Raw genomic sequence first — 23411 nt, forward strand, 5'->3', positions numbered from 1 at the left:
GGAAGCCGCTGGCTGCACGGCATCAAACAAACTTCGGATACGGATGAGTCGAAGCTTAGGCCACTTTGTCTATCTTTGCGGCCGTAAAGGTGGCCAGACCCTAATTGCAGGGCGAGGCTTAAAAGGGAATCCGGTTCAATGCCGGAGCTGTCCCCGCAACTGTACGCTTCACTTACCCAGGCGGTCATTCCCCCTGCCACTGTTTCGATGAAAGCAGCTGCGCTCTGCAGCTGCCGGAGAAATGGGAAGGCGACCGACCCGAAGCAAGCCAGGAGACCTGCCTTTACGTTTCCCATGTTCAGCGCCTTCGGAGGAAGGGCGGAGAATGATTGCAGTAAGCGGCCTTCGGGCAGCTTGAATTCCCTGTATTCGGCCTCGGCTTCGGTAGAGTATTCCGGTTTCGGAAAACAGTACCAGAAGTTTTGAACTGAACTTTCCTACCCCGGAAATTTTGGTTCGGATGTTTGAGTTTTGTGCGCCCCTCCTACACTTGCTCCGCTTGGCACGGACGGGGCGAAGCTATGCGCTACTCACTACTGGTTGGCTGATGGCCAGTACGGCAGCGGCTCAAAATAAGCCGGGCTTTTCGCTTGATTCGGTGCAGGCCTTGCCCTCAGTGCGGGTGCAGGCAGTACGGCCCAGCAGGTTTGCAGTGGGCAGCCGGGTTACGTCGGTGTTAGACTCGGGGGCAGTGCTACCTACGGGCGCCACCCTGGCGGAAGCCCTGGCCTCCCGCACGGCCTTATACCTGAAAGAGTACGGGCCGGGGCAGCTGGCTTCCATCTCTATTCGAGGCACATCGGCTCAACATACCGCGGTGCTGTGGAACGGCTTTAACGTGATGCTGCCCACGCTAGGCCAGTCGGATTTTGCGCTGCTGCCGCTGAGTGGTAACACCCGTGCCGAGGTACAGCACGGGCCTGCTGGCGCTACCTATGGCACCGGCGCGGTGGGTGGTACAGTGCTGCTATCGTCGCCGGTGGTGTGGGGCGCGGGGCTACGCGGCACTGTGCAGACGGATGCCGGCAGCTATGGCCTGCGGGCCGGCAGTGCCGAGGGCAGCTTCAGCAACCAGCGCATTTCGGTGCGCACCGCCGCCTCCTACCGCACCGCCGACAACGATTTCCCCTACTCTACCCCAGGCACAACAGGCCTAGTGCGGCAACGGCAAGCAAACGCTGCGCTGCATCAATGGAGCGTAGCCCAAGATGTAACACTGCGCGTAGGCCAGCAGGGCGAGATCCAGGCCTCGGCGTGGCTGACAGATGCCGACCGCCAGATTCAGCCGGCTATTGGCTCAGCCAACACCCACGCCCAAGAGTGGGACCAAAGCCGCCGCTTGCTGGCCGGGTACCGGCACGTTACGAGCCAGCAGGAGACGGGGGTGCGAGTGGCCTGGTTTGAGGATGTGCTCAACTACCGCAACGAGGCCACCGTGAGCAACTCCAGGGTGCGCACCACTCAAGCCCAGGCCGACCATACCATCAACTTCGGCAGCCGGGCCAGCGTGCGGGGTGGCCTAGAAGCCCAGCATTTTGCCGTAACCCCCGAGCTGTACCGCCGCCCGGTAACCGAAAATCGGTATGCGGGCTATGTGCTGCTGCGCTACGACCCACGCCCTGCGTTGCACCTCTCAGCCAATGTGAGACAGGCAGTGCTGCCCGGCCGGCGGGTGCCGCTTACCCCTACGCTGGGCGCTGAGTGGCAGGTCTGGCAAACCAGCCACCAGCAGCTTACGCTTAAGGCCAGCACCTCCCGCAGCTACCGGGCACCCACCCTCAACGAGCGGTTCTGGCCCCAGGGCGGCGACCCCAACCTGCTGCCGGAAAGTGGCTTTGGCTACGAGGGTGGCCTACTGCACACGGTGAAACCCACAACTCAACTCACGCTCGTTTCTGAGCTGACGGGGTATCACCAGTTGGTAAATAACTGGGTGGAGTGGACCTCTGACCCGCGCACCAACTTCACTACCCCGCGTAACCTGCGGCAGGTACGGGCCCAGGGCCTGGAGGCCAGCTCACAGGCGCAGTGGCAACCGGGAGCGTATCGCTTGAGCGCGCGCGCCAGCTATGCCCTCACCCAGTCAGAGAAAACCAAGGGAGATGCCGCTGACCAGCTGGCGGCGGGCAAGCAACTGGCCTACGTGCCCCTGCACAGCGCGGCGCTAACCACGGAGCATGGCTGGCACGGGTGGCAGCTCACCACGGCGCTGCGCTACACCGGCTACCGCTACCTCTACTCCGGCAATGGGCGCTACCTGCCTTCCTACCTACTGCTGAATGCCACGCTGGGCTACAAAATCAAGCTTACGCCGGCGCTAGGCCTATTGATAGCCGCGCAGGGCTTCAACCTCACGAATCAGAATTATCAGGTGTATGAAGCACGGGCCATGCCTCCCCGCTGGGGTAGCCTGAGCTTACGCCTGAACTGGCGCTAACACTATTTTCCTTTTCAACTTTCACTCATGCTGCAAGCATATCGCACCACATCTTTTATCAACCGCTTTTTCCTTATTGGGGCCGGTGTACTGGCTCTCACCAGCTGCGACCCAGAGAACGAGGAGGCCAAACCCATCTATAGCCTTAGCAAAGATGGCAGCAATGTATTTGTGCTGAACGAAGGCCAGTATGGCACGCCCAACGGCGAAATCAGCCTGTTCAGCAAAACAGCGCGGGAAGTACGCGACAACAGCGCCTTCCGCACGGTAAACCAGCGCGACCTCGGCGACGTGGTACAATCCATGCTGGTGGTAGGTGAGAGAGGCTACGTGGTACTCAACAACAGCAAGAAAGTACAGGTACTCGACCTTAAAACGCTGCAGGCGCAGGGCGATGCCATAACAGGGTTTGAGCAGCCACGCTACGCCATAGCAGCAGCTACCGATAAAGTGTACGTTACGGAGTGGGTGGCCCTAGGCCAGCCGGGCCGCGTGGCGGTGCTTGACACCCGCACCAATAAAATCACCAAAACCATTCCCGTGGGCCGTCAGCCGGAGCAGTTACTGCTGGCCAATGGCAAAGTGTATGTTGCTAACTCTGATGAGAACACCATCTCGGTTATCAACCCCACTACCGATGCCGTAGAAACAACGCTTACGGTGCAAGATGGCCCCAGCAGCATGGTGCTAGACCAGGCCGGCGCCATTTGGGTGCTGTGCGGAGGTATTACCCGCTACGGTGGGGCTCCATCATACCCCGTGCTCTCCTCTACGCCTGCCAACTTAGTGAGGCTAAACACAACTACTCCTGCGGCTTCTGTCACGCTGCCCTTTGCCAAGGGGGGAGCCAGCAGCTTGCGCACTAATGGCGCCAAGAATCAGCTGTATTACCGCTACAGCGGAGCAGTGTACCGCATGAACACCTCAGACCTAACGCTGCCCACTACGCCACTCATCCGTCGGAGCTTCTATGGCCTGGAGGTTGACCCCGCCGACAACACCATTTATGGCTCAATAGCCCCCTATACCTCTACCGGCAAATTTATCCGGTACCAGAGCACTGGCACCGCCATCGACTCTTTCAACGTAGGCCTGCTGCCCAACGGCTTCGTGTTCTACTAAGCTGCTCAGCACCCCAGCTGAGCGGTACAAGTCTTACATACCTGAAACGCGAAATGGCCGGCTCCCTTTGGGGGCCGGTCATTTCGCGTTTATCACCGGTGGTAAAGCCAACGTGCGAGGCTTAGTCAGCCAGTCCGTCGCGGTTATGGTCTTGCGCGTCGCCGGCCGCCTCATACTGCTCACGCCCGGTTGGCCGGTTTTTGTCGGCGGCATTCAACCCAGAGGTAGCTGAGTCAGAAGCCAGGCTATGCCCAGGATCGGGGTCTTTCTGCTTATAGTCGCCGCGCTCTACGTTGGTGTCGCCGTTATCGGTACCGGTGTCGCAGGCGGTGGTAAAAAGGGCCGCGGAAAGCAGTAAACCAGCGGCTACTGAACGAAGGGGGAAGAGGGTTTTCATGGTGCAGGGAAAGGAGGCACAAAAAAGGGAAACTATTCTGCTGTACGGCTGACCTCCTTCGTGGTTTTTCCGTACAACCAGTTCCTTGACGAAACAGCACCGTGGCGAAAGAGTTAGCAGGGGTTATGTCAGGGAACCCGTTCTATTTTTATTGTCCACAATCACAACCATGACTACACGTTACCCGCACTGTTTGCCCCTGCGCGGCGACCCACTCCTGCCATTCCGTAAAACGCCCCACAACCAATATATTTGCCGCCCCCCTTTGGGCTGCTTATGAACCGTACCCCTACCTGGTCTGTTACCTACAAACCGCTTCTGCGGCGGGCCGCCACGTTAGCAGCTATCAGCTTAGGGCTGGCGCTGGTATTAGTGGCCTATCTGTTTGGCGTACAAGACCATTTCTTCGGCCGCCTGTTTGGCGCATTTTTCGTATTTTTCTGGCTGTTGGCTGTTACGTTTCTGGGCATAGTGCCCTTCGTGACGTGGGCAGCCGCCAGCTGGTTCGGGAAAGCCTGGACCGAGGCTCCGCCGGCCCCTACTCGGCGCCCTCGCTCAAGTGCTGCCCCTTCCTCCACTCGTAAACCTACGCGGACCGCTACGCGGTTGGACTCAACTAAACACCCGTGAAAACGACGCTCCTCCACATCAAAAATATGGTTTGCCCACGCTGCATTGATGCCGTGCGCACCCTCCTCGAACAAGCCGGCTACCATGCCACCGATGTCAAGCTTGGCCAGGCGCAGCTCGATCAAAGTACGCCCGTGGACCCCGCTTCGGTGGCTCCCATCCTGCGGGAAGCGGGCTTTGATGTGCTCCTGGGTCGGGCTGACCAACTAACGGAACAGATCAAGGCGGCCCTGGTAGAATACCTAGAGCACCTGCGTACCGCCCGCATGCCGCTAACTACCTCTGCTTTCCTGACGGAGCGCTTTGCGGCTACGTACTCGCACCTGAGCAAAGTGTTCTCGCGCACGGCCAACCTCACCATCGAGAAATACCTCATCCGTCTGAAAATTGAGCGCGTGAAGGAGATGCTGAGCTACAATGAAATGACCCTAAGTGAAATAGCTGAGCACATGCGTTACAGCAGCGGCCAGCACCTGAGCAACCAGTTCCGTCAAGTGACGGGCCGCTCCGTGAGCGAGTTCCGCCGCGACCTGATGCCCAAGCGCCTTTCGCTGGATCAACTGGTGTAGGCCACTGCGCCGGGCACAACCTTGCACGTGCCCAGCACTAATCATGTAAAACTTTGATACCCGTGTCGGGGTACTATTGCAGAGTGATTTTGCTGTAGTACCCCGACTTGTTTTTTATGCCCTCTTCCCGCCTGCTCCTCCCTGCTTTGCTGCTCTCGGTCACTGCCTACGCCCAGCATAATATGCACAAGATGGCCTCCCCAGCTGATACGGCTCGCGCCAAGAAGGCCGTGGACCACAGCCAGCACATGGGCCACACCATGCCCGGCATACCGGCCACACCCGACACAGCCCGTAAAGCGAAGTCTATGCCAGGCATGAACCACTCGGGCCACGACATGAGCAACATGGCCGGCATGGACCACGGGGGCTTGAACATGAGCCACGCGTATTCCCGCAACCTGCCCATGAGCCGCAACGGCTCGGGCACGGCCTGGAACCCCGATAATACGCCCATGTTCATGTGGATGCATCACAAAGGCCAGTGGATGATCATGAACCACGGCGCCCTGAACTTGCGCTACACCAATCAGAACATTGGCCGCAACAGCGGGCAGCGGGGCGGCAGCACCTTCGACGCGCCCAACTGGTTTATGACTATGGCCCAGCGCCGCATCGGGGAGAAAGGCCTGCTCAACCTCACGGCCATGATTTCCCTCGACCCGCTTACGGAAGGCGGTAACGGCTATCCGCTGCTGTTCCAGAGCGGAGAGGCCTACAAGGGCAAGCCGCTCGTTGACCGCCAACACCCTCACGACTTGTTCTCGGCCCTAAGCATAGGCTACACCCACGCTTTCTCCGAAGATGTAGACCTGACCCTGTACCTGGGCTACCCCGGCGAGCCGGCCATCGGGCCCGTGGCGTTTATGCACCGCATTTCAGCCATGCCCAACCCCGATGCTGCCCTAGGTCACCACTGGCAGGATGCCACCCACATTGCCTTCGGGGTAGCCACCGTAGGCCTGCGCTACAAGCAGTTTAAGCTGGAAGGCTCCAACTTCACGGGCCGTGAGCCCGATGAGCACCGCTACGGTTTCGACAAGCCCCGCGCCGACTCGTGGGCGGGCCGCCTGAACTGGAACCCCACCCCCTCACTGGCCCTGCAGGTGTCGAAGGCCTACATCAAAAGCCCTGAGGAGCTACATCTGGATGAAGACGTGAAGCGTACTACGGCTTCCGTAATCCAGAGCAACCAATGGGGCGACTACCGCTTTATCACCTCAGCACTGGTTTGGGGGATGAACAAGCATGTGGAAGCTGATGGCCACAGCCACGGCAGCGCCTCGCACTCGGTGCTGGCTGAAACCAATGTGCAGCTGGGCAAGCCCGCCGTGTACGGCCGGTATGAGTTCGTGCAGAAATCAAATGAAGAACTAGGCATTCCACTGTTTGGCCCCGCCGACGAGGAAGTAACCGCTAACTATAACGTGCACGCCCTCACGGTGGGTGCTAACTACCGCGTGGCGCAGGTAGCTAAAACTGATTTCACCTTGGGCGCCCAGGCTACCGTTTACCGTCCCGATTCAGATATCCGCTATTTCTATGGCCGCACTCCGGTATCGGGGCAAGTGTATCTGCGCCTAAACCCGTCGTTGATGAAGCGGATGTAAGGTGTCATTGCGAGGACGCAGGACGAAGCAATCCTTCCTTGGCCTTCTTCCAACACCAATCTATTCAAAAGCCCTTACCTCCTGCGTGGATGTGAGGGCTTTTTATTTACGCGGGTTTCTGACTGCAAGCAGAACAGATTGCGTCGTCCTGCGTCCTCGCAATGACAGGCCTACGGAACGGACTTTAGCGCCACGTCGTTCGGGCGTATCTTTGTAGCCCTTCTTGACTTCGTGCTGCCGTGTCTGCTTCGCTCAACATCCTGCTCATTACCCCGCCGCTTACGCAGCTCAACACGCCTTACCCGGCTACGGCCTACCTGAAGGGCTTTCTCGGCTCGCGTGGCTACAGCGTAACGCAAGCTGACCTGGGCCTGGAACTGGTATTGAAGCTGTTCTCGCAGACTGGCCTAGCGCGGGTTTTCAACGCTATTGAGGAGGGCAGTTTTGACCTGAGCGACAATGCTAAGCGCATGCTGCGCCTGCGCCGCAGCTACCTCAGCACCATTGAGCCGGTTATTCGGTTTCTACAGAACAAGGACAACACGCTGGCCCCGCGCATCTGCCACAGCCGTTTCCTGCCCGAAGCCAGCCGGTTTGACAACGTAGCCGACCTGGAAAGTGCTTTCGGCACCATGGGCCTCACCGACCAGGCCCGCCACCTGGCCACGCTCTACCTCGAAGACCTCGGCGACCTGATTAAGGAAACCGTGGGGCCGCAGTTCGGCTTTTCGCGCTACGCCGAGAAGCTGGCTATGTCGGCCACCTTGTTCGACGGTTTGCAGGAGGCGCTGGATGCCCCCGCCAACCTCCTGGACCAGATGCTGCTGGAGCTGCTGGATGAGCTGGTGGCCGGCACCGAGCCCGACGTAGTGGGCTTCACGGTGCCCTTCCCTGGCAACCTGTACGGGGCGCTGCGCCTCGCTGGCCGTGTGAAGCAACTGCGCCCGACAGTGAAAACCCTTATGGGTGGCGGGTATCCTAATACCGAGCTACGCCAGATCAAGGAGCCCCGCTTCTTTAACTACATCGACTTCCTGACTCTGGATGACGGCGAGGGCCCTTGGCTGCGACTGCTGGGATATTTGAGTGAGGAGAAAGAACGGCAGTCTGTACCAGTACTGGAACGTCATGCTGAGCCTGTCGAACCGCAGGTCGCCGTTAGGCAAGCATCTCTACCGCTGGCTAACTCCAATCGTGTGGGCGAAGCGGTAGAGATGCTTCGACAGGCTCAGCATGACGTTCTGTTGAGTCACCAGCTTCCCTTCCAACGGACTTTCCTGCGGGATGAGGCGGGGGAGGTGGTGTATATCAACCAGCCCTTCCCGGATATTCCGCACCCGGAAGTTGGCACACCGGACTATTCCGACTTGCCCCTGACGGAATATCTGTCGGTGATTGAGGTGCTGAACCCCATGCACCGGCTCTGGAGCGACGGGCGCTGGAACAAGCTCACGGTGGCCCACGGCTGCTACTGGAAGCGCTGCTCTTTCTGCGATGTCACGCTGGACTACATCTCACGCTACGAAACCGCGCCCAGTACCCTGCTGGTTGACCGCATCGAGCAGATTGTGCGGCAAACCGGCCAGACCGGCTTCCACTTCGTGGACGAAGCTGCCCCGCCCCTGGCCCTGCGCGACCTGGCCATTGAGCTGCTAAAGCGCCAGGTGAACATTACCTGGTGGGGCAACATCCGCTTCGAGAAAACCTTCTCCCCCGACCTGTGCCGCCTGCTGGCGGCCTCCGGTTGCATTGCCGTATCGGGTGGCCTGGAGGTGGCTTCTGACCGGCTGCTGGCCCTCATGGAGAAGGGCGTAACCATTGCCCAGGTAGCCCGCGTGACGGACGGCTTCACCCAGGCCGGCATTATGGTGCACGCCTACCTGATGTATGGCTTCCCCACCGAAACCGCCCAGGAAACCGTGGATTCGCTGGAAGTGGTGCGGCAGCTGTTTGGAGCGGGCATCGTGCAGAGCGGCTACTGGCACCGGTTTTCTATGACGGCCCACTCGCCCGTAGGCAAAAACCCGGAGAAGTATAAAGTGCAGCCCATCGGCCCAGAACCCGGCCCCTTCGCCTGGAACGACCTTTGGCACGACGACCCCACCGGCACCGACCACGAACAGTTCGGGCCGGGCCTGGCCAAGGCCCTTTATAACTACCTGCACGGCGTAGCCCTCAATGAGCCTCTCAGCTTCTGGTTTGATTTCCGGGTGCCCAAGCCCACCGTGCCGCGCCACCTGATTCAGCAGGCCCTGCAGGAACCCGTTAAACCCGACTTCGCCAAGCAAAACCAGCGCCTGTTCTGGCTGGGCAACGCCCCGGAGCTGACGATGGAAGCCGGTAAGAAAGGCCCGCGCGCCGTGCTCACTTTCTATGAGCAGGCTGAGGATTTCGAAGTAAAGGTACCCGCTGCCATAGGCCAGTGGCTGCAGGAGCTTCTAGTGGGGCTAACTGCGGATTACGATACTAAAGTCCTGCTAAAAGATGCCGCCCGCACTTTCCCACAAGGCCAGAGCTTCGAGCAGTTCCTGCAATCACAAAGCTGGCATCTGCTGCGGGAAAAGGGCCTGTTGATTCTGTAGGCCAGGTAAGAGCAACTAGAACGGCAGCTCCCCTCCTCAGATGATTCCGCGCATTAAGCGGCGTGGGGTTGGGGGTGGTTGATGCTGGCGGAACGACCAAACTAGAACGTCATGCTGAGCTTGTCGAAACATCTCGCGTGCTGACGTTGTCGGACTAATTCAACCTAAAAGCACGTCATCCTGACGAAGAAAGGATCTTCTCACGTTAGCACGAGGCGCTAGGCCAGTCGTTTCAGCGTTGCACCCCACCCCAACCCCTCCCCTCAGGAGAGGGGCTTAGATTACTAATGCAGCGTCAGCGGTAGATAGGATTGCTTGGTCAAGGTGACGTACGGGTGCGCTAGATTACCATTGCAACGTCAGCACGCGAGATGTCTCGACAAGCTCGACATGACGGGCTTGAGGGTAGTCGTTCCGCTAGCATCAACCACCCCCAACCCCACGCCGCTTGATGCGCGGAATCATCGGAGGAGGGGAGCTGTCGTTCTACCAGCCGTTCTTACAGCCCTTCCCTACTTCGTCACTGCGCGTAGCCAGTCGGTGAGGCCTTCCCAGTAGCCGGGGGCGGGCGTAGGCCACTGCCACTGGCCGTTAGCGCCTGCGCGGCCGGGGACGATGAAGGCGGCGGTGGCGCGTGGGTAGGTGCGGACCATGCCGTTGCGGCGGAGGCCCAGCACCCTGCGCAGGTTGCGGTAGTTGTCGGGGATGTTGAGGGAGGTGTCGAGGGCGGCGTAGAGGCCCAGGGCCGGGATGCGCTGCTGGCTCAGGACCTGGTAGGCTTTGGCCTCGGCGGCGGTGCGGGCGGGGGCGCCCTCCAGTACGACAAAGGCCGCCTGGGGCTGAGCTTGCGCGGCAGCAGCTACGGCCCATGGCGCGGCGGGCCCGCGGCTCCAGACGCCTACTTTGCTGCTATCAACGGCTGCCTGAGTACGCAGCAAGGTTAGGGCAGCGCTTACGGCTGCCGTGGCTCCCGAATCGGTGGGGACGGCGGCGGGCAGCACCAGGGTCACGTAGCCCTGGCGGGTTAGCCTGACTGCTTGGGCGGCGGGCACGCCCAGCATTACCACGGCCGGGTGGCGCGCAACGGTGTCTTCGGGCAGGCGCATGGTAGCCAGTTGGCCCAGGCCGGCGTAGCGTAGCTTTAGGTCCTGCTCGCGGTAGCCGCGGGGAGCGGCTTCGCCCCGGCGCACCCACACAAAGTCAACCTGAGCGCTGTCCCAGCTTAATACGCCGCGCAGGAAGTCGCCTTCACGGAGGGCGTGCAGGCTGATGCCGCCGGGTTGGGTGGGGTCTTGCTCCAGGCGCAGCTGGGGCTCTTTGTACCGTAGCTGCCCCGCCGGGAAGGAGAGACCGGGGTTTTCGGGGAAGCTGATGTCGCCCTGCAACTGGCCGGGGGTGGCCTCGCGCAGGTCAAGGGCCACGCGCAGTTCGGAGCCGCGGTAGGTGATGGGGCCCTCGTAGTGGCCCGTGGGCAGCGGAATGGTGGGCTGGTCGCGGGAGCTATCCAGGGAGCAGGCCGTAGTGAAGGCCAGGGCCACGGCGCTCAGCCACCACCGGCCCCGCGGGGCTACTATCGGAGCGGATATCCGCTCCGCCGAACAAGCATACCAAACTGATTTCAAGAGCAAGCAGCTAAGGGGTACAACGTGTAAAGGTAGGCGACACAAGCTTGCCCTACAGTCCCTTCCGCAGAATGAGGTCGGTTTGCACATCCTGGCCCAGCAGAAACTCGTGCTGCCCGATGGGCTTAAACCCGAAGCGGCGGTAGAACTCAATGGCGCGGGTGTTCTTCTCCCACACGCCCAGCACCACTGCCCGGCACTTCTGCTGGCGGGCTTCCTCAATGGCGCGGCGCATGAGGGTGGCGCCCAAGCCCGTCCCAATCCAGTCTTCCAGGATATACAGGCGCTCAATCTCCAGCCGGTCTTCGGGCACTTTACCCTCCTCCTGGCCCAGCGTGGAGTGGAGCTTGAGCTTAGCGTAGCCCACCACGTCCTGCACCATCTGGGCCAGCAGGAACACCGCGTTAGGGTCCTGCAGCTCCACCAGCTGCTGCTCGGGGCTGAAGTTCGCCGCCAGGTAGGCCGCCATATCCTCGGGCTTGTTCTGGGCCGCGAAGGTATCGTGAAAGGTCTGCCGGCCCAGCTCGGCGAGTTGGGCCGCGGTGGCCGCGGTGCGTTTGGCCACCAAAATGCGAAGCGGAGAAGTCATAGGAAGAAATCAGATCGAGGAAGAGCCGCAAAGGTAACAGGCCTAGCGCGGCTTCTACAGAACGTCAACTCCCCTTCTCAGATGATTCCGCGCATCAAGCGGCGTGGGGTTGGGGGTGGTTGACCGGAGCGCTGTCTACCTAGCACGTCATGCTGAGCTTGTCGAAGCATCTCTACCGCTGGCTAACCAACTGGCCTAGCACATTGCCCGCTCCATAGCCCAGGGTTTAAACCCTGGGCTAGTGCACGTTCATCCGAGTGGCCTAGGCTTCAGCAACGAAGCGGTAGAGATGCTTCGACAAGCTCAGCATGACGTTCTTATGTAGTCGTTCAACAGTATCGTTCTAGGCCAGTCAACCACCCCTAGCCCCTCCTTAATTAAGGAGGGGAACTAGCTCTAGCAGCGCCTACCGCTAATCCACGGTATCATTGCCGCGCCGCTCGCGCCAGCCGTAGCGCAGCATCAACAGGCCTAGCACCAGCAGCGTGAGGTTTATGATAATCTGGACCGAGGTAACGGCATCGGTACCCTGGGTGGCATACAGGGTGTAGAGCACGTACATGCGCAGGGCCTCCCCAATCACGAGCAAAGCACCAGAAAGCAGAAACAGCAGCCCCACCAAGCGGCGTGTAGGGGGCGAAAGCGGCCAAGGCATACGTAGAAAGGTATGAAAGGTGAGGCAGCAGGCAGGGCCCTCAGGAGTAGCCCACCGCTGCGTAGAACGCCTACTTACGGAAAAGCCGCCACTCACAGCGAAAACTCTGCTCACTTCCCTAGCCGCCGCAGTTGCAAATTGATTTTAGGCGTGTACTTTTGCCACTACCAACCTTCATCAGCGAGAGTAGCTCAGTTGGTAGAGCATCAGCTTCCCAAGCTGAGGGTCGCGAGTTCGAACCTCGTTTCTCGCTCATTGTGAAACAGCCACTTAATCGCAAGATTGAGTGGCTGTTTCTTTATACAGATCAATCAGTACTTGGGCCATTCTCGACGAGCATTGATAAGTTATCTAACAATCAGTTATATCCCTCTGTGCTTTTTATCCATGCCAAAACTTCTCCTGCTCATACTCTGGTGCATAACGCTCCCTTGTATTGGACAAACTCATCAGCTTTCTTCCTTTAAAGAAATTGCTCCTCCAGAGCCTCTTAGCAAACCATGGGTAGAACTAAATAATCATGGTACAGGGGTCGCGGTAAAGATTATCAATGACCACCTTGTGCTTCACACAAGCCGGGAGGTGAATACAACCACCTTGATAATAGCAGAGGGAACGTTTCAGGGTAAAGACCGGGGTGAGTGGGGAGGAGAACTTCTTTTCACAGCAAAGAAGGCTAAGCCTGTACTTGTTAAAGCGGGTAACGTACGTTTCCTCTTTCAAGCCAAGGGGCATGTCTACTTTATTGAGGGCCTTGCTCACATGGGTTTAACTCGTGGGGCTCTTTATCAATTGACAGGAGAAGCACCTCATTTCGACTACGTCAAACTATTAGATTTTAATGACTCTCCAGAGGCCTTTACCTTTTTAGGAGAAGATATTCTGATTGCACAAAGCAGAGGATTCACCATACTGCATAATCTACAGCCTGAAGTGGTAGTAAAAAACACCTTTTGGGCTGGCCTTTACCCAAACTCTGTGGCAGCTTTGAGTGAGAGAGAGGTGTACATAGGTATTCGTGGAGGTTATGTTTAGTTGGACTTACTAACAAAGACTTTTAAATTTTTTAAACTGCAATAGCTCCGTTTTACACTCTTTGAACGTCGGTTCAATATATGTGAACAAGTAATTGGCGTCGAAGGCCCTACCTCCCAAACTGCCGCAGGTTGTAGGTGAAGCTCAGCAGGAAATACCACGTCAGGACGTTGCTGCGGACGTCTTCCAGGTAGGTATCGGTCACGTTGCGGACTACGCTGCGGTTTTGCTTGAGCAGGTCGTAGGCCTGTAGCTTTAGCTCGCCCTGTTTGGCTTTGAAGAGCTGGCGCGTGAGGGCCAAGTTCCAGAGGGCTACGCTCTGGTTGAAGCCCGCGGAGCGACCAGCGTAGCGCGTCAGCCACAGGTCGCTGCTGATGGCCCAGTTGCTGGGCAGCTGGTAGAACAGGTCGGTTTCCAGGGTGTGGGTCCAGTAAGAGGTGTTTTGCTGGGGCAGCAGCGAGTAGGTGGCCCGCTGGTACGTGGCGTTGGCGCGCAGGCCGAGCTCCAAGTGGTCGTTGAAGGCGGAGTTGAGGCTCACGCCCTGCCCGAGGTTCCAGGAGCGCGTGTCGTTGGCTTGGTCGTTCACGAAGCTGCGGCTGCGGGTGAGGTTGCCGTTGGTGGTCAGGTTCAGGTTCAGTTTGTGCCAGGCCAGGCGCTGCCCCAGCGACACAAAGCCGTTGAGCGTACTGTAGCCATCGGCGTTTACGGGCCGGGTGGTTTGCACGCCCCGGGCGCTGAACGACGTGGCCGACACAATGCGGTCTTGCACCTTGCTGCCGTTGAGGGAGGCAAACACGCTGCGGTTGTTCACGGCGTTGAACTGTGTGTAGGTGCCCGTGAGGGTGTGGATGTACTCGGGGCGCAGGTCGGGGTTGCCGAGGCGCACGCTCAGGGGGTTGGTGTTATCGGCCACGGGCTGCAGCTGCACCGCCGCGACGACAACTTCATCAAAGGCCGTAGCTCGATGTGTTCATTACCCGCCTGCGCCGCTACCTCAAAGACGCACCCCAATTGCAGATTGTAAACGTGCGCGACAGCGGCAGCAGATTACTTTACCAAGCTCCAGCGGGCCCAGGCCTATTTCCGCTGATCAAGTACCAGCGTAGTGCAGGGCCCATCGTGAAACAGCAAGCGAGTTGCAAACACCGAGTCTAGCCGGGCTCGCACCTGGGGTGCGCACAGCACCACCGTATCCTGCGCGTGGAGCTGGGCAATTTGGCGGGCGCTCTTGAGTTGAAAGTGCAGGCCCTTTTCCATGCGGTAGGTCAGCTGGTAATACTGCAGCACGGGGTTGTAGTCGGGAGTAGGTTCGTGGGGTTTGGCCGCTACGATATCAGTGAACAGCACCGGCGAGAGCACCGTGAACCGGGTGAGGCCTGGGTGGGTGGCTGGCAGTGCGGAGAGAAAGGTCCGGTACGGATAATACTCGGGATATAGGCCCTGTTCCAGGGTAGTAATGCTTTCTAGCAGGAGCCGGTAGGGCCACCAAAACACCAATCCCGCAAACAGCGCCAGGCTGGCTCCGATTGCCCAGGAAGCGGTGTAGTGCTGGTGCAGCGCCCGGTAGATGCAGGCCAGCCCCTGGCCTACCAGTAACGCCAGCGCCGGTAGCGCGGGCCCATCGTACCACTTGAGCTTGGTGGCGGAGAGGCTGATGAGCAGCAGCCAGGTACCCGCAAACAGTACCCCTAGCAGGGCCGCCCGCTGCTGCAGCTGGTCTGGCTGCCGCCATAGCAGCACTGCCGCCGGCCCCACGAAGAGGAACCAGGGCACAAAGTGCTGGTTCTTGAGGTACGACAGATAGAAGACCGGTGAGCCGGAGTTGTTGTTCTGCACAGTGGTGTAGCGCCCCAGCAGGTCGTTGTACTGCACGGCCTGCCAGTAGCCAGGGGCTGCCTGCTCGCGCAGTACATAATAGCCGCCCACCAGCAGCACAAACAGGCCTAGGGCCCCATAAAACCGGCGCTGAGTGAGCAATTTCCAGGCCTGCCGCCGGTACAGGGCGTACAGCACCAGCGACGGCACTCCCAGCAGGCCCGCAATGCTCTTGGTGAGCGTGCCCCCGAGCAAGCCGGCCACCACCAGCCACCAGTTGCGGGGCCGCCCGTCTTCCAGATAGCGGAAAAAGGATGTCCAGACCAGCACCTGCCAAAAGACCAGCAGCGCATCATAGTCGCCGGACCGGGCCATGTGAAACCCGGTATACCCCGCCGACGTCAGCAACACCAGGCAGGTAAAGATGCCGGTTGCTGTATCGCGCAGGGTTTTCACGCCAAACCAGTACAGCAGGCTCAGGGTAGCAAAAGCGGCCAGCGCGCTCGGCAGCCGGATGGCCAGCTCGGTGTTGCCTAACAACTTAATGGCAACCACCTGCAACCAGATCAGCAGGGGCGGCTTGGTGCTCCAGAGGTCGGGCTGCCCGCCTATGGTGGTTAGGAGCCACTGCTTGCTTAGGGCCATTTCGCTGGCGTTAATGGCCAGGCGCGCCTCGTCCCAGGGGTGCATAACCGTGGTACCCAGGCCATAGAGCAAGGGCACACTGGCTACCAGCAGCAGCACAAGATATATTTGGTTGGGTGGGTGAGATACCCAACGGCCTAGAGGTGCCAACATATACTACTGGTTCAGGAGGGCGGGGTGCCGGGCTTTTGGGCCGGGCGTGTGCCACCCAAAGGTAGCGGCCAGGGCTTACATGCCGCGGTGGCCAGAGCTCCGCAGCAACCCGGTACCAGCCCCCTTGGTATAGCTAGGTTACCGAACTGTTAACTCCCCTCCCATGCATTTCCTCAACGAGCTTCTCGGCCTCCACGCGAGTTCGCACAACATCACTACCCTGCAAATGTGCGCTCGCGCTATTGTTGTTTTTCTGTGGGCCCTCACCCTGCTTCGGCTGGCAGGCCACCAGGCCTTTGGCAGCGGCAGCACTCTTGATATGGTGCTGAAAGTAATTTTCGGGGCCGTATTGAGCCGGGCTATTGTGGCTGCCTCTCCGTTTTGGGCTACCCTGATGGCGGGTGGCGTGCTGGTAGGCCTGTACCGGTTGCTGTCTTACATCTCCTATTACTCTGATGCGGTGGGACGGCTGGTGAAAGGCGACGCCCTGCCCCTGATTAAGCATGGCCAGCCGCTGCCGCTCAACCTCCGGAAAATCAGTTTCTCGGAAAAAGACCTGCACGAAGGACTTCGCAACAGCGGTAACCTCGACGACATCACCCAAGTGGAACAGGCCTACCTGGAGCGCAATGGCCGCATCAGCGTGGTCCCGAAGAAGAAGCAGGCGTGAGTGGCTTGCGGAGTAGGTAGCGGGTTTGGTGGAGCATCTCGATGGTGGTAGTACCCGTGTAGGTGGGCCGTTGCGGGTCGTGGTAGGCCAGGGAGGTTTCTACTTTTTGCGTGGCCTGGAGCGGCTGCGCAGAGGTTTGGATTTCCACCAGCTCCCACCCCTCTTGGGCCAGCTCATTCACGGCACCCACCAGCAGGGCATCTACTTCGCCCGGTTCAGGACTGGAGAACAAGCCCTGCCTGGGTGGCTGCAGCTTGGTTTGCCCGCGCCAGGCAGGCGCCAAGTACACGCACCTATCATTGTACAACCGCACTATCTGATACCGGAAGCGTAGGCCACCCGCCGGTGGTAACACGGTACTCAGGAGCACTGGCTGTAAAGCCGTTTCCGGCAGGTTTGGCAACGGGGCCACGGGGGCTTTACCTGTGTGGGGCTGCCCCTGGGCCGCAGCCAGCCGCAGTGCGAGTACGGCGGGTAACAGAAAACCACAGCGTACGAATAACAACATATACCTAAGCAGTAAAATGAAAGAAGCCCCTGGGGCGTGCTACTACCCCCGAGGACTTATTTGATTTCTACTATCGTGCCGAAAAATGCACTGTAGGCCACCCTGCCGGCCAAGTGAGGCACTGGTATAATTTACGCTCAGGAAACCTGATGCTGAGTATAGTAAAGATATTCAGCTAGCGCAGCGCCGCCCTTATTTGCTGATGCAGCACGGTAATAACATGCAGCATCTCCTCGTAGGTGGAGGCTTGGTAGGCCTGACTGGTGGCATTGTCGGCCCCCTCCTCCCAGTTAGCCAGCGCGGCCAGGGTTTCCAGCCGGGTAACCGATGTTTCAATGCGGCGGTAAATCTCGGTCCAGAGCTCCTGATTCCAGCGGGGCTGTTGGGTCAGGGCTATTCGCACATTCAGCAGGCTCATGATTACCCCCGCCAGTGGTTCCAGCAGGGCCAAGTCCCGGGGGCTGAATTCGCGGGGCTGATGGTCAATTACGCACAGAACTCCAATGGGCTGACCGTCGGGGGTGCGCAGGGCGTGGCCCGCGTAAAATCCCAGGTTCAGGTGCTTTACCAGGGAGAGGTTGATGAGGGCGCAGGGCTCGGTGTGCAGATCCTTAAACACGGTGGTGCCCTCTTCCAGCAACGCTACGGAGCAGAGCGTTTCCCAGCGGTTTACCCGGTCCATAGCAGGTGGCAGCCCGTGGTTAAGGCCAAACCGCACTACATCTTCCTCCACCAGCGCAATTATGCAGATGGGCACATGAAACAGCTTTGCCGTCAGGCGCACCAACTCCGCGAAGGTTTCATCCTGCATGGTATTGAGTAGCTGGTACGGACGCAGGGCCTGTAAGCGCGCCTCCTCATCAAGAGGCATCGGATGAAACTCGGGGGAAATACTCATAGCTACCTCAACAACAATAACACCTTCAGGCCCTGGCTTACCAGAGCTGCACCTCCGTAGTACATCCCAAGCTCAACCTTTACCGAGTTGCTTAACGATTATTCACTTTAGGAGTTTTCTGCCGCGAAGGTACTAAATGCAACAGCCCCCACACTCAGCGCTTACGCTTTACGTGGGGGCCCCCTGCTACTACGCCGCTGGTGTGTATTATATGGCCTATTCTCGCTTGGTTTTGAGCACTTGCTTGAGGGCGGCCAGCTCGTCGCGGAGCTTGGCGGCGGTCAGGAAGTCGAGGTCTTTGGCGGCAGCTTCCATCTGCTTCTCGGTCTGCTTAATGAGCTTCTCCAGCTCGGGGCGCGCCATAACGGATACCACCGGCTCGGCGGCAATGGCCAGCGTCACATCCTCGGAAGGGCCGGCGTAGCCCTGCGCTTCCACAATGCGGTAATCAGAGAGGGACGTTTGCTCCATAATAGCCTCCCGCGACTTACGCACCGTGCGGGGCGTGATGCCGTGCTCCTGGTTGTAGGCTAGCTGGGTGGCGCGGCGGCGGTTGGTTTCATCAATGGCCCGCTGCATAGAGCCCGTAATCCGGTCGGCATACATAATCACCTTGCCCCGGTCGTTACGGGCGGCGCGGCCCATGGTCTGGATCAGGCTGCGCTGGTCGCGCAGGAAGCCTTCCTTGTCGGCGTCCAGAATGGCCACCAAGCTTACTTCGGGCAGGTCAAGACCCTCCCGAAGCAGGTTCACCCCAATGAGCACGTCAATTTCACCCAGGCGCAGCTGCCGCAGAATCTCTACCCGGTCCAGGGTTTTCACATCGGAGTGCACGTAACTGGACTTAATGCCCAGGCGCTCCATGTACTTCTGCAGCTCCTCGGCCATGCGCTTGGTGAGGGTGGTTACCAGCACCCGGTCGCCCATTTTTACGCGGTTGTCCACCTCATCCAGCAAGTCGTCAATCTGATTCACGCTGGGGCGCAGGTCAATTTCGGGATCGAGCAGGCCCGTCGGGCGGATAATCTGCTCCACTACCACACCCTGGGCACGGGCCAGCTCGTAGTCGGCGGGCGTGGCTGATACAAACACGGCCTGCCGGATCATACTCTCAAACTCATTGAAGGTCAGCGGGCGGTTATCAAAGGCGGAGGGCAAGCGGAACCCGTACTCAATGAGGGCCGCCTTGCGGCTCCGGTCGCCGCCCCACATGGCCCTGATCTGGGGCATAGTGGCGTGGCTCTCGTCTACTACCAGCAGGTAGTCGTCGGGGAAGTAGTCGAGCAGGCAGAAAGGCCGGGAGCCCGGCTGGCGGCCATCAAAATAGCGCGAATAGTTCTCAATGCCGGAGCAGTAGCCCAATTCCCGAATCATCTCCAGGTCAAACTCCGTGCGCTCTACAATCCGCTTAGCCTCTGAGTCGCGCCCCTCCTTCTCGAAGTAAGCATGCTGCTGCACCATATCAAACTGAATCTCCTTGATAGCCTGATTCAGCGTGTCTTTTCCCGTCACGAAGAGGTTGGCGGGGTACAGCGTCACCGATTTTTCATCGGCCAGCTTTTTGCCGCTGGCGGGGTCAATCTTGTGAATGGCCTCAATCTCGTCGCCGTAGAAGAAAATGCGGTAGGCGTGGTCGGCGTAGGCCGGGAAAATGTCCACGGTATCGCCCTTCACCCGGAACGAGCCGCGGGTAAACTCCATCTCGGTGCGCGAGTACAGAATCTGCACGAAGGAGTAAAGCAGGTTGTTGCGCGAATACCGCAGGCCCGGCGCCAGGTAAATTACGTTCTTCCCGAATTCCTCGGGGTTGCCAATACCATAGATGCACGACACCGAGGCCACCACAATGACATCGCGGCGGCCGCTGAGCAGCGTGGAAGTGCAGTGCAGACGCAGCTTTTCAATTTCCTGGTTAATGGCCAGGTCCTTCTCAATGAATACGTCGGTGCTGGCAATGTAGGCCTCCGGCTGGTAGTAGTCGTAGTAGCTGATGTAGTACTCGACGGCATTGTTGGGGAAAAACTGTTTGAATTCGCCGTAAAGCTGCGCCGCTAGGGTTTTGTTGTGGCAGAGTACCAGGGCCGGCTTGCCCGTTTGGGCAATAACGTTGGCCATGGTGAAGGTTTTACCCGTGCCGGTGGCACCCAGCAGCACCTGCGCCGGCTCCCCGTTATTCACGCCCTCCACCAATTGCGCAATGGCGGTAGGCTGGTCGCCGGTGGGTTTAAACTCTGAGGTCAGTTGGTATTCCATGCAGGGAAATATAGGCCAGAAAGGGTAGCCTATGATAACTGAATTAGAATAGCGGAGGTTTCCTGGCAAAAGAAAAAACCCACTTGCCAGGCAAATGGGTTTTCAGGAGGGTAGCAGCAGTGGCCCAGAGCGGTATAAACCGGCCATGCTAAGGCCGTTTAGCAGGTCAGGAGCGCCACAAAGCGCTTCAGGCCCCAAGGCCTTTCACCACTTCACAATTTTACTACCTCACCACTAGCGCGGGTCGCGCCACAGTAGCACCGGATCGGTGGCTTTGGCGGTAAAATCAGCGCAGCGGCCATCGCCCGTGCCTGACAGCCCGCCACTGGCCGCACACAGCACATTGCCGCAACGGTCAAACAGGTAGTTGTAGTTGTCGCAGCAGCCTCCGGTTACCAGATACACTGTGTTGCCCTTGTAGGTATACTGCGTTACCTCCGCGGCGGGGGTCTGCTTGGGTTTCTGCTTCAACTGCTCAATGAGAGTGGCAGAAAAGTCGCTGGGGCACACCATATTGGTGTTGTCGCCAGATAAATCGGCGGTGCAGGCACTGAACAGGGAGAGCAGCAGTGCTGCCAAAAGGGTAATCGTTTTATTCATAGGGTGGATGAGAGGAGAACCCGGACTGAGGGAATGGTTGAGCCGGCGGCAAAGTTCCAGGTCTGTTTGAACCGCCCGGGAATGTGTCCCTCCTGCTTACCGGCGCTGGTTACGCGGGCTTAGTGCAGCGCTACCACGGGCCGGACAGTGCCAAACTCCACACTGGCCTCCAGGCCTATTGAGTATGGGCGGCTCTGGTGCAGAGTGGCCTGGTTTGGGTGAGCATTGAGGGTGGTTAAGCCGGCTTCGGCCACGGGGCCCACGGCCATGCTCCACTTGGCCGTAGCAGGCTGGTAGCGTACCCCTGCGCCACCACGCACCGTCGTCATCACCTTGCGGTAGGGTGAGTCCTGCGAGGCCAGGGTGTAGGTGCGGGCAACTCCGGGGGAGCCATCCAGCTCAGAATGCGTACTCAGGAGCACATTTACGGCGGCCCCTACTTTGGCGTAGAGAGAAGCGCCCGGCCGGCTAGATCCATAACGAACCGTTACGGGCACGCTGGCACTCCGGTACCGATAGGAGGTAGTGCGCGCCTCCTGCGGAACCGTGGGGTATGCCCGCGAGGCGGAGCTAAACAGCACCACGTCGCTGCTGCGCACCTGCTTGCCATCAATAAAGCCATAAGAAGTGGCCGAGGTAGCGCGCTGGTCGGCGAGTTCTACTCCTGAGCCCACGCTCCATTTTTTAGTGATGGCGTAATCTACCGTTAAGGCTACCCGCTGAGCCAGGCCCGCGCGCAGGTTACGGCGGTACTCGGTTTCGGCATCCTCACGGTAATAGCTGTTGAGTGCCAGCGTTACGGCATCGGCATTCACGCGGCCATCAACCTGCGAAAAATTGATGTTGGGGTTGAAGGCCGAAGCCGCGTAGGTACCACCCACCCGCAGGCGGTGCCAGAGCTTCGGCGCTTGGTGCTCTTCGGACGCTGGAGGCGTTACAGCCGCCAGCTGGGCGGCTGCCGGCATGGGTTGCGCCAGCAGGGAGGGCTTCAGCGTATCGGGCAGGCCTAGGCCCAGGGAGCTACGCAACCGTGAGGTGAGGTATGAAAGGCCCATCAGGTTGTCAGATGAGGTAGCGGCGCCATACTGCCCCTGTGAGGCAAAGCCATAGTTGATACCACCCTCGGCGGTGCCTCCTGAGCGGCCATAAGCTGCGGGGCGGTTGGCCGCGGCGTAGCTGTTCAACTGGCCTAGCTCGTAGGCCTGTTCCCGCGCAGCACTGGCTGCGGCGGCTCCTGAATAGAGGTTACCAGCACCTGCCCCCGTAGCCGCACCATATACCCCCGACTGGCCTAACGGTCCCATGGCCAGCAGGTCGGCCGCATCTGCGCCGGCGCCAGGCTGTGTACCATCATTCGCCAGCTCAGTGGCTGAGCTATTATTGCCAGATTGGGCATCTGTGGCGGCGCCGGCCTCTAGGCCAGTCCGGGAGTTGCCGGCGCCGCGGGTGCCAGTGGCAGCTACCGGCCCGGCGTTGCCTTTGTTTAACTGCCATAACGCGGCCCAGCTGCCAAAGCCCAGGGCCAGCAGCAGGCAGGCAGCGGCCACCCAGCGGTGTACCACCAGGCGCCGCCGGAAGCTGTCGTTTTGTTGTACTACCAGCTCATGATCGAGCTGTTCCCAGAGGTTCGTGCGGGGCTGAATTTCGGCCTCCGCAAAGGTTTGCCGGAACAAGTGCTCCAGGTCGCCGGAAGGGCGCGGGTTGTTAGACATGTTATTAGGAGCGGAAGCCATGGGTACGCTGCGCGTCGAGGCGCTCTACTTTACTTTTCAGAATTGCCCGAGCCCGGGAATACTGTGATTTGCTGGTGCCTTCGGAAATTCCCAGCATCTCGCCGATTTCCTTGTGCCCGTAGCCCTCAATGGCGAACAGGTTAAACACCATGCGGTAGCGCGGTGCCAGATCCTGAATCAGGTTCAAGAGCTCTTCGAAATTGTAGTTTGACAAGGTAAATTCTTCGCCGGCCAGGTCCTCGGGGTACTCCCCGCCGTCGCTGACTGCCACCAGCGGCGCGTTGCGGCGGTGCTGGCGCAGAGCGGCGTTTATCATAATACGGCGAATCCAGAATTCGAGCGGGCACTCCCGCCGGAAACTGCCCAAATTCTTAAACACCGTCAGAAACCCTTCCTGCAGCACGTCTTCGGCCTCGAAAGTGGTTTGAGCGTACCGCATGCACACGGCCATCATGCGGCCCGCGAAACGTTCGTAAAGGTATTTCTGCATCAGGCGGCTACCAGACAGGCAACCGTCCAGCAGCTCATTGTCGGTGAGCTGCGAAGGCGGAGTGAGAGTACGCACAGGAGCGGATAACGACGAGGATAGGGCTTCCGAGCGGGTGGTAGTGGCTCGGTTAGGTAACAGGCTGCGCAGCCCGCCCCCTCCTACTGATGCCGACAAGGCGCTCATGGAGTTGTCCGGCCCGCGCGGGGTCCGGCAGTAAGACGCTCACCCGCGGCTGGTCCCTCCTGGGGTGCATAACCGCGCAAGTAAGAATGCTGCATACGCTACTAATTCGAATAAGCTTGATGCTAAACAGGTAACTAAAGCGCCGCTTTATACAGGGTAAGTGGCGTTCTGGGATGGAGATGCCGGTTCACGCTGGTTAGGTTGCATACCCTCCC

At 59.4% G+C, this 23411-nt stretch carries 20 protein-coding genes, 1 tRNA gene and 1 riboswitch; of the genes, 9 read left to right on the forward strand and 12 right to left on the reverse strand.

Translation table 11 applies throughout. The features are described 5' to 3' along the window. Positions 1-70 precede the first annotated feature (70 nt). Positions 71-299: riboswitch (cobalamin riboswitch) on the forward strand. A 248-nt stretch (positions 300-547) separates the two neighbouring features. Together HMJ29_RS04200 and HMJ29_RS04205 are read left to right on the forward strand one after the other, a co-directional pair. Continuing rightward, complete coding sequence (locus HMJ29_RS04200) at positions 548-2437, forward strand: TonB-dependent receptor plug domain-containing protein (RefSeq protein WP_171590290.1); 1890 nt, start codon at positions 548-550, stop codon at positions 2435-2437. Between the two features lie 27 nt (positions 2438-2464). Then, on the forward strand, positions 2465-3559 hold the full coding sequence (locus tag HMJ29_RS04205) for a YncE family protein (protein ID WP_171590291.1): 1095 nt from the start codon (positions 2465-2467) through the stop codon (positions 3557-3559). A 121-nt stretch (positions 3560-3680) separates the two neighbouring features. On the opposite strand, the gene HMJ29_RS04210 is transcribed toward HMJ29_RS04205, so the two are convergent. Then, entirely contained in the window at positions 3681-3956 is a 276-nt protein-coding gene (locus HMJ29_RS04210; RefSeq protein ID WP_171590292.1) for a hypothetical protein, read from the reverse strand. A 276-nt stretch (positions 3957-4232) separates the two neighbouring features. Between HMJ29_RS04210 and HMJ29_RS04215 the strand changes: the two genes are divergently transcribed. The 4 genes from HMJ29_RS04215 (at position 4233) to HMJ29_RS04230 (ending at position 9347) form a co-directional block, all read left to right on the forward strand. Beyond that, complete coding sequence (locus HMJ29_RS04215; protein ID WP_171590293.1) at positions 4233-4586, forward strand: hypothetical protein; 354 nt, start codon at positions 4233-4235, stop codon at positions 4584-4586. Beyond that, on the forward strand, positions 4583-5155 hold the full coding sequence (locus HMJ29_RS04220) for an AraC family transcriptional regulator (RefSeq protein WP_135529793.1): 573 nt from the start codon (positions 4583-4585) through the stop codon (positions 5153-5155). Before HMJ29_RS04215 ends, HMJ29_RS04220 begins: the two co-directional genes overlap by 4 nt. A gap of 116 nt (positions 5156-5271) precedes the next feature. Further along, entirely contained in the window at positions 5272-6765 is a 1494-nt protein-coding gene (locus tag HMJ29_RS04225; protein ID WP_171590294.1) for a hypothetical protein, read from the forward strand. Between the two features lie 239 nt (positions 6766-7004). After that, on the forward strand, positions 7005-9347 hold the full coding sequence (locus tag HMJ29_RS04230) for a B12-binding domain-containing radical SAM protein (RefSeq protein WP_171590295.1): 2343 nt from the start codon (positions 7005-7007) through the stop codon (positions 9345-9347). A gap of 512 nt (positions 9348-9859) precedes the next feature. Here HMJ29_RS04230 and HMJ29_RS04235 read toward each other — a convergent pair. The 3 genes from HMJ29_RS04235 to HMJ29_RS04245 form a co-directional block, all read right to left on the reverse strand. Next, positions 9860-10969: a hypothetical protein gene (locus HMJ29_RS04235; RefSeq protein ID WP_171590296.1), complete on the reverse strand. Its 1110-nt coding sequence runs from the start codon at positions 10967-10969 to the stop codon at positions 9860-9862. Between the two features lie 52 nt (positions 10970-11021). Next, positions 11022-11558: a GNAT family N-acetyltransferase gene (locus tag HMJ29_RS04240; protein ID WP_171590297.1), complete on the reverse strand. Its 537-nt coding sequence runs from the start codon at positions 11556-11558 to the stop codon at positions 11022-11024. Positions 11559-11970: 412 nt separating this feature from the next. Next, a complete protein-coding gene (locus tag HMJ29_RS04245) occupies positions 11971-12213 on the reverse strand; it encodes a hypothetical protein (protein ID WP_171590298.1) in 243 nt (80 codons plus the stop codon). Between the two features lie 180 nt (positions 12214-12393). On the opposite strand from HMJ29_RS04245, the gene HMJ29_RS04250 reads away from it, so the two are divergent. Together HMJ29_RS04250 and HMJ29_RS04255 are read left to right on the forward strand one after the other, a co-directional pair. Next, positions 12394-12466: transfer RNA gene (locus tag HMJ29_RS04250), tRNA-Gly, on the forward strand. Between the two features lie 134 nt (positions 12467-12600). Beyond that, positions 12601-13248, forward strand: coding sequence for a hypothetical protein (locus HMJ29_RS04255; RefSeq protein ID WP_171590299.1), 648 nt, complete (start codon positions 12601-12603; stop codon positions 13246-13248). Between the two features lie 109 nt (positions 13249-13357). Here HMJ29_RS04255 and HMJ29_RS04260 read toward each other — a convergent pair whose 3' ends face one another. Both HMJ29_RS04260 and HMJ29_RS04265 read right to left on the reverse strand, forming a co-directional pair. Then, positions 13358-14161, reverse strand: a complete 804-nt coding sequence (locus HMJ29_RS04260; RefSeq protein ID WP_171590300.1) for an outer membrane beta-barrel protein — start codon at positions 14159-14161, stop codon at positions 13358-13360. Between the two features lie 164 nt (positions 14162-14325). Beyond that, positions 14326-15861, reverse strand: a complete 1536-nt coding sequence (locus tag HMJ29_RS04265; RefSeq protein ID WP_171590301.1) for an ArnT family glycosyltransferase — start codon at positions 15859-15861, stop codon at positions 14326-14328. Positions 15862-16024: 163 nt separating this feature from the next. Here HMJ29_RS04265 and HMJ29_RS04270 point away from each other — a divergent pair, with 163 nt between their 5' ends. After that, entirely contained in the window at positions 16025-16531 is a 507-nt protein-coding gene (locus HMJ29_RS04270; protein WP_171590302.1) for a DUF421 domain-containing protein, read from the forward strand. Here the strand turns inward: HMJ29_RS04270 and HMJ29_RS04275 are convergent. The 6 genes from HMJ29_RS04275 to HMJ29_RS04300 form a co-directional block, all read right to left on the reverse strand. After that, the gene (locus HMJ29_RS04275; RefSeq protein WP_171590303.1) at positions 16500-17039 is read right to left on the reverse strand and encodes a hypothetical protein; all 540 of its coding nucleotides are present in this window, start codon (positions 17037-17039) and stop codon (positions 16500-16502) included. The genes HMJ29_RS04270 and HMJ29_RS04275 overlap by 32 nt on opposite strands. Before the next feature lie 175 nt (positions 17040-17214). After that, positions 17215-17937 (reverse strand): GAF domain-containing protein, encoded by a 723-nt coding sequence (locus HMJ29_RS04280; protein ID WP_171590304.1) that lies wholly within the window; start codon positions 17935-17937, stop codon positions 17215-17217. 216 nt (positions 17938-18153) lie between these two features. Continuing rightward, positions 18154-20190 (reverse strand): excinuclease ABC subunit UvrB, encoded by a 2037-nt coding sequence (gene uvrB, locus HMJ29_RS04285; protein ID WP_171590305.1) that lies wholly within the window; start codon positions 20188-20190, stop codon positions 18154-18156. A 234-nt stretch (positions 20191-20424) separates the two neighbouring features. Then, positions 20425-20790, reverse strand: a complete 366-nt coding sequence (locus HMJ29_RS04290; RefSeq protein ID WP_171590306.1) for a DUF6970 domain-containing protein — start codon at positions 20788-20790, stop codon at positions 20425-20427. Positions 20791-20909: 119 nt separating this feature from the next. Then, positions 20910-22502, reverse strand: coding sequence for a hypothetical protein (locus HMJ29_RS04295; protein ID WP_171590307.1), 1593 nt, complete (start codon positions 22500-22502; stop codon positions 20910-20912). A gap of 4 nt (positions 22503-22506) precedes the next feature. Then, positions 22507-23196 carry an RNA polymerase sigma factor gene (locus HMJ29_RS04300; protein ID WP_171590308.1) on the reverse strand — a complete coding sequence of 230 codons (690 nt, stop codon included), beginning with the start codon at positions 23194-23196 and terminating at the stop codon, positions 22507-22509. Between the last annotated feature and the right edge of the window lie 215 nt (positions 23197-23411).

It is taken from the genome of Hymenobacter taeanensis (assembly GCF_013137895.1).
Taxonomy (GTDB): Bacteria; Bacteroidota; Bacteroidia; order Cytophagales; family Hymenobacteraceae; genus Hymenobacter; species Hymenobacter taeanensis.

What these genes read in the sequence shown, in the direction of transcription:
- uvrB (WP_171590305.1), bottom strand. Translation starts at nt 20,190, where the DNA reads ATGGAATACCAACTGACCTCAGAGTTTAAACCCACCGGCGACCAGCCT.
- HMJ29_RS04270 (WP_171590302.1), top strand. Translation starts at nt 16,025, where the DNA reads ATGCATTTCCTCAACGAGCTTCTCGGCCTCCACGCGAGTTCGCACAAC.
- HMJ29_RS04280 (WP_171590304.1), bottom strand. Translation starts at nt 17,937, where the DNA reads ATGAGTATTTCCCCCGAGTTTCATCCGATGCCTCTTGATGAGGAGGCG.
- HMJ29_RS04205 (WP_171590291.1), top strand. Translation starts at nt 2,465, where the DNA reads ATGCTGCAAGCATATCGCACCACATCTTTTATCAACCGCTTTTTCCTT.
- HMJ29_RS04245 (WP_171590298.1), bottom strand. Translation starts at nt 12,213, where the DNA reads ATGCCTTGGCCGCTTTCGCCCCCTACACGCCGCTTGGTGGGGCTGCTG.
- HMJ29_RS04290 (WP_171590306.1), bottom strand. Translation starts at nt 20,790, where the DNA reads ATGAATAAAACGATTACCCTTTTGGCAGCACTGCTGCTCTCCCTGTTC.
- HMJ29_RS04255 (WP_171590299.1), top strand. Translation starts at nt 12,601, where the DNA reads ATGCCAAAACTTCTCCTGCTCATACTCTGGTGCATAACGCTCCCTTGT.
- HMJ29_RS04210 (WP_171590292.1), bottom strand. Translation starts at nt 3,956, where the DNA reads ATGAAAACCCTCTTCCCCCTTCGTTCAGTAGCCGCTGGTTTACTGCTT.
- HMJ29_RS04295 (WP_171590307.1), bottom strand. Translation starts at nt 22,502, where the DNA reads ATGTCTAACAACCCGCGCCCTTCCGGCGACCTGGAGCACTTGTTCCGG.
- HMJ29_RS04225 (WP_171590294.1), top strand. Translation starts at nt 5,272, where the DNA reads ATGCCCTCTTCCCGCCTGCTCCTCCCTGCTTTGCTGCTCTCGGTCACT.
- HMJ29_RS04265 (WP_171590301.1), bottom strand. Translation starts at nt 15,861, where the DNA reads ATGTTGGCACCTCTAGGCCGTTGGGTATCTCACCCACCCAACCAAATA.
- HMJ29_RS04215 (WP_171590293.1), top strand. Translation starts at nt 4,233, where the DNA reads ATGAACCGTACCCCTACCTGGTCTGTTACCTACAAACCGCTTCTGCGG.
- HMJ29_RS04275 (WP_171590303.1), bottom strand. Translation starts at nt 17,039, where the DNA reads ATGTTGTTATTCGTACGCTGTGGTTTTCTGTTACCCGCCGTACTCGCA.
- HMJ29_RS04240 (WP_171590297.1), bottom strand. Translation starts at nt 11,558, where the DNA reads ATGACTTCTCCGCTTCGCATTTTGGTGGCCAAACGCACCGCGGCCACC.
- HMJ29_RS04200 (WP_171590290.1), top strand. Translation starts at nt 548, where the DNA reads ATGGCCAGTACGGCAGCGGCTCAAAATAAGCCGGGCTTTTCGCTTGAT.
- HMJ29_RS04300 (WP_171590308.1), bottom strand. Translation starts at nt 23,196, where the DNA reads ATGAGCGCCTTGTCGGCATCAGTAGGAGGGGGCGGGCTGCGCAGCCTG.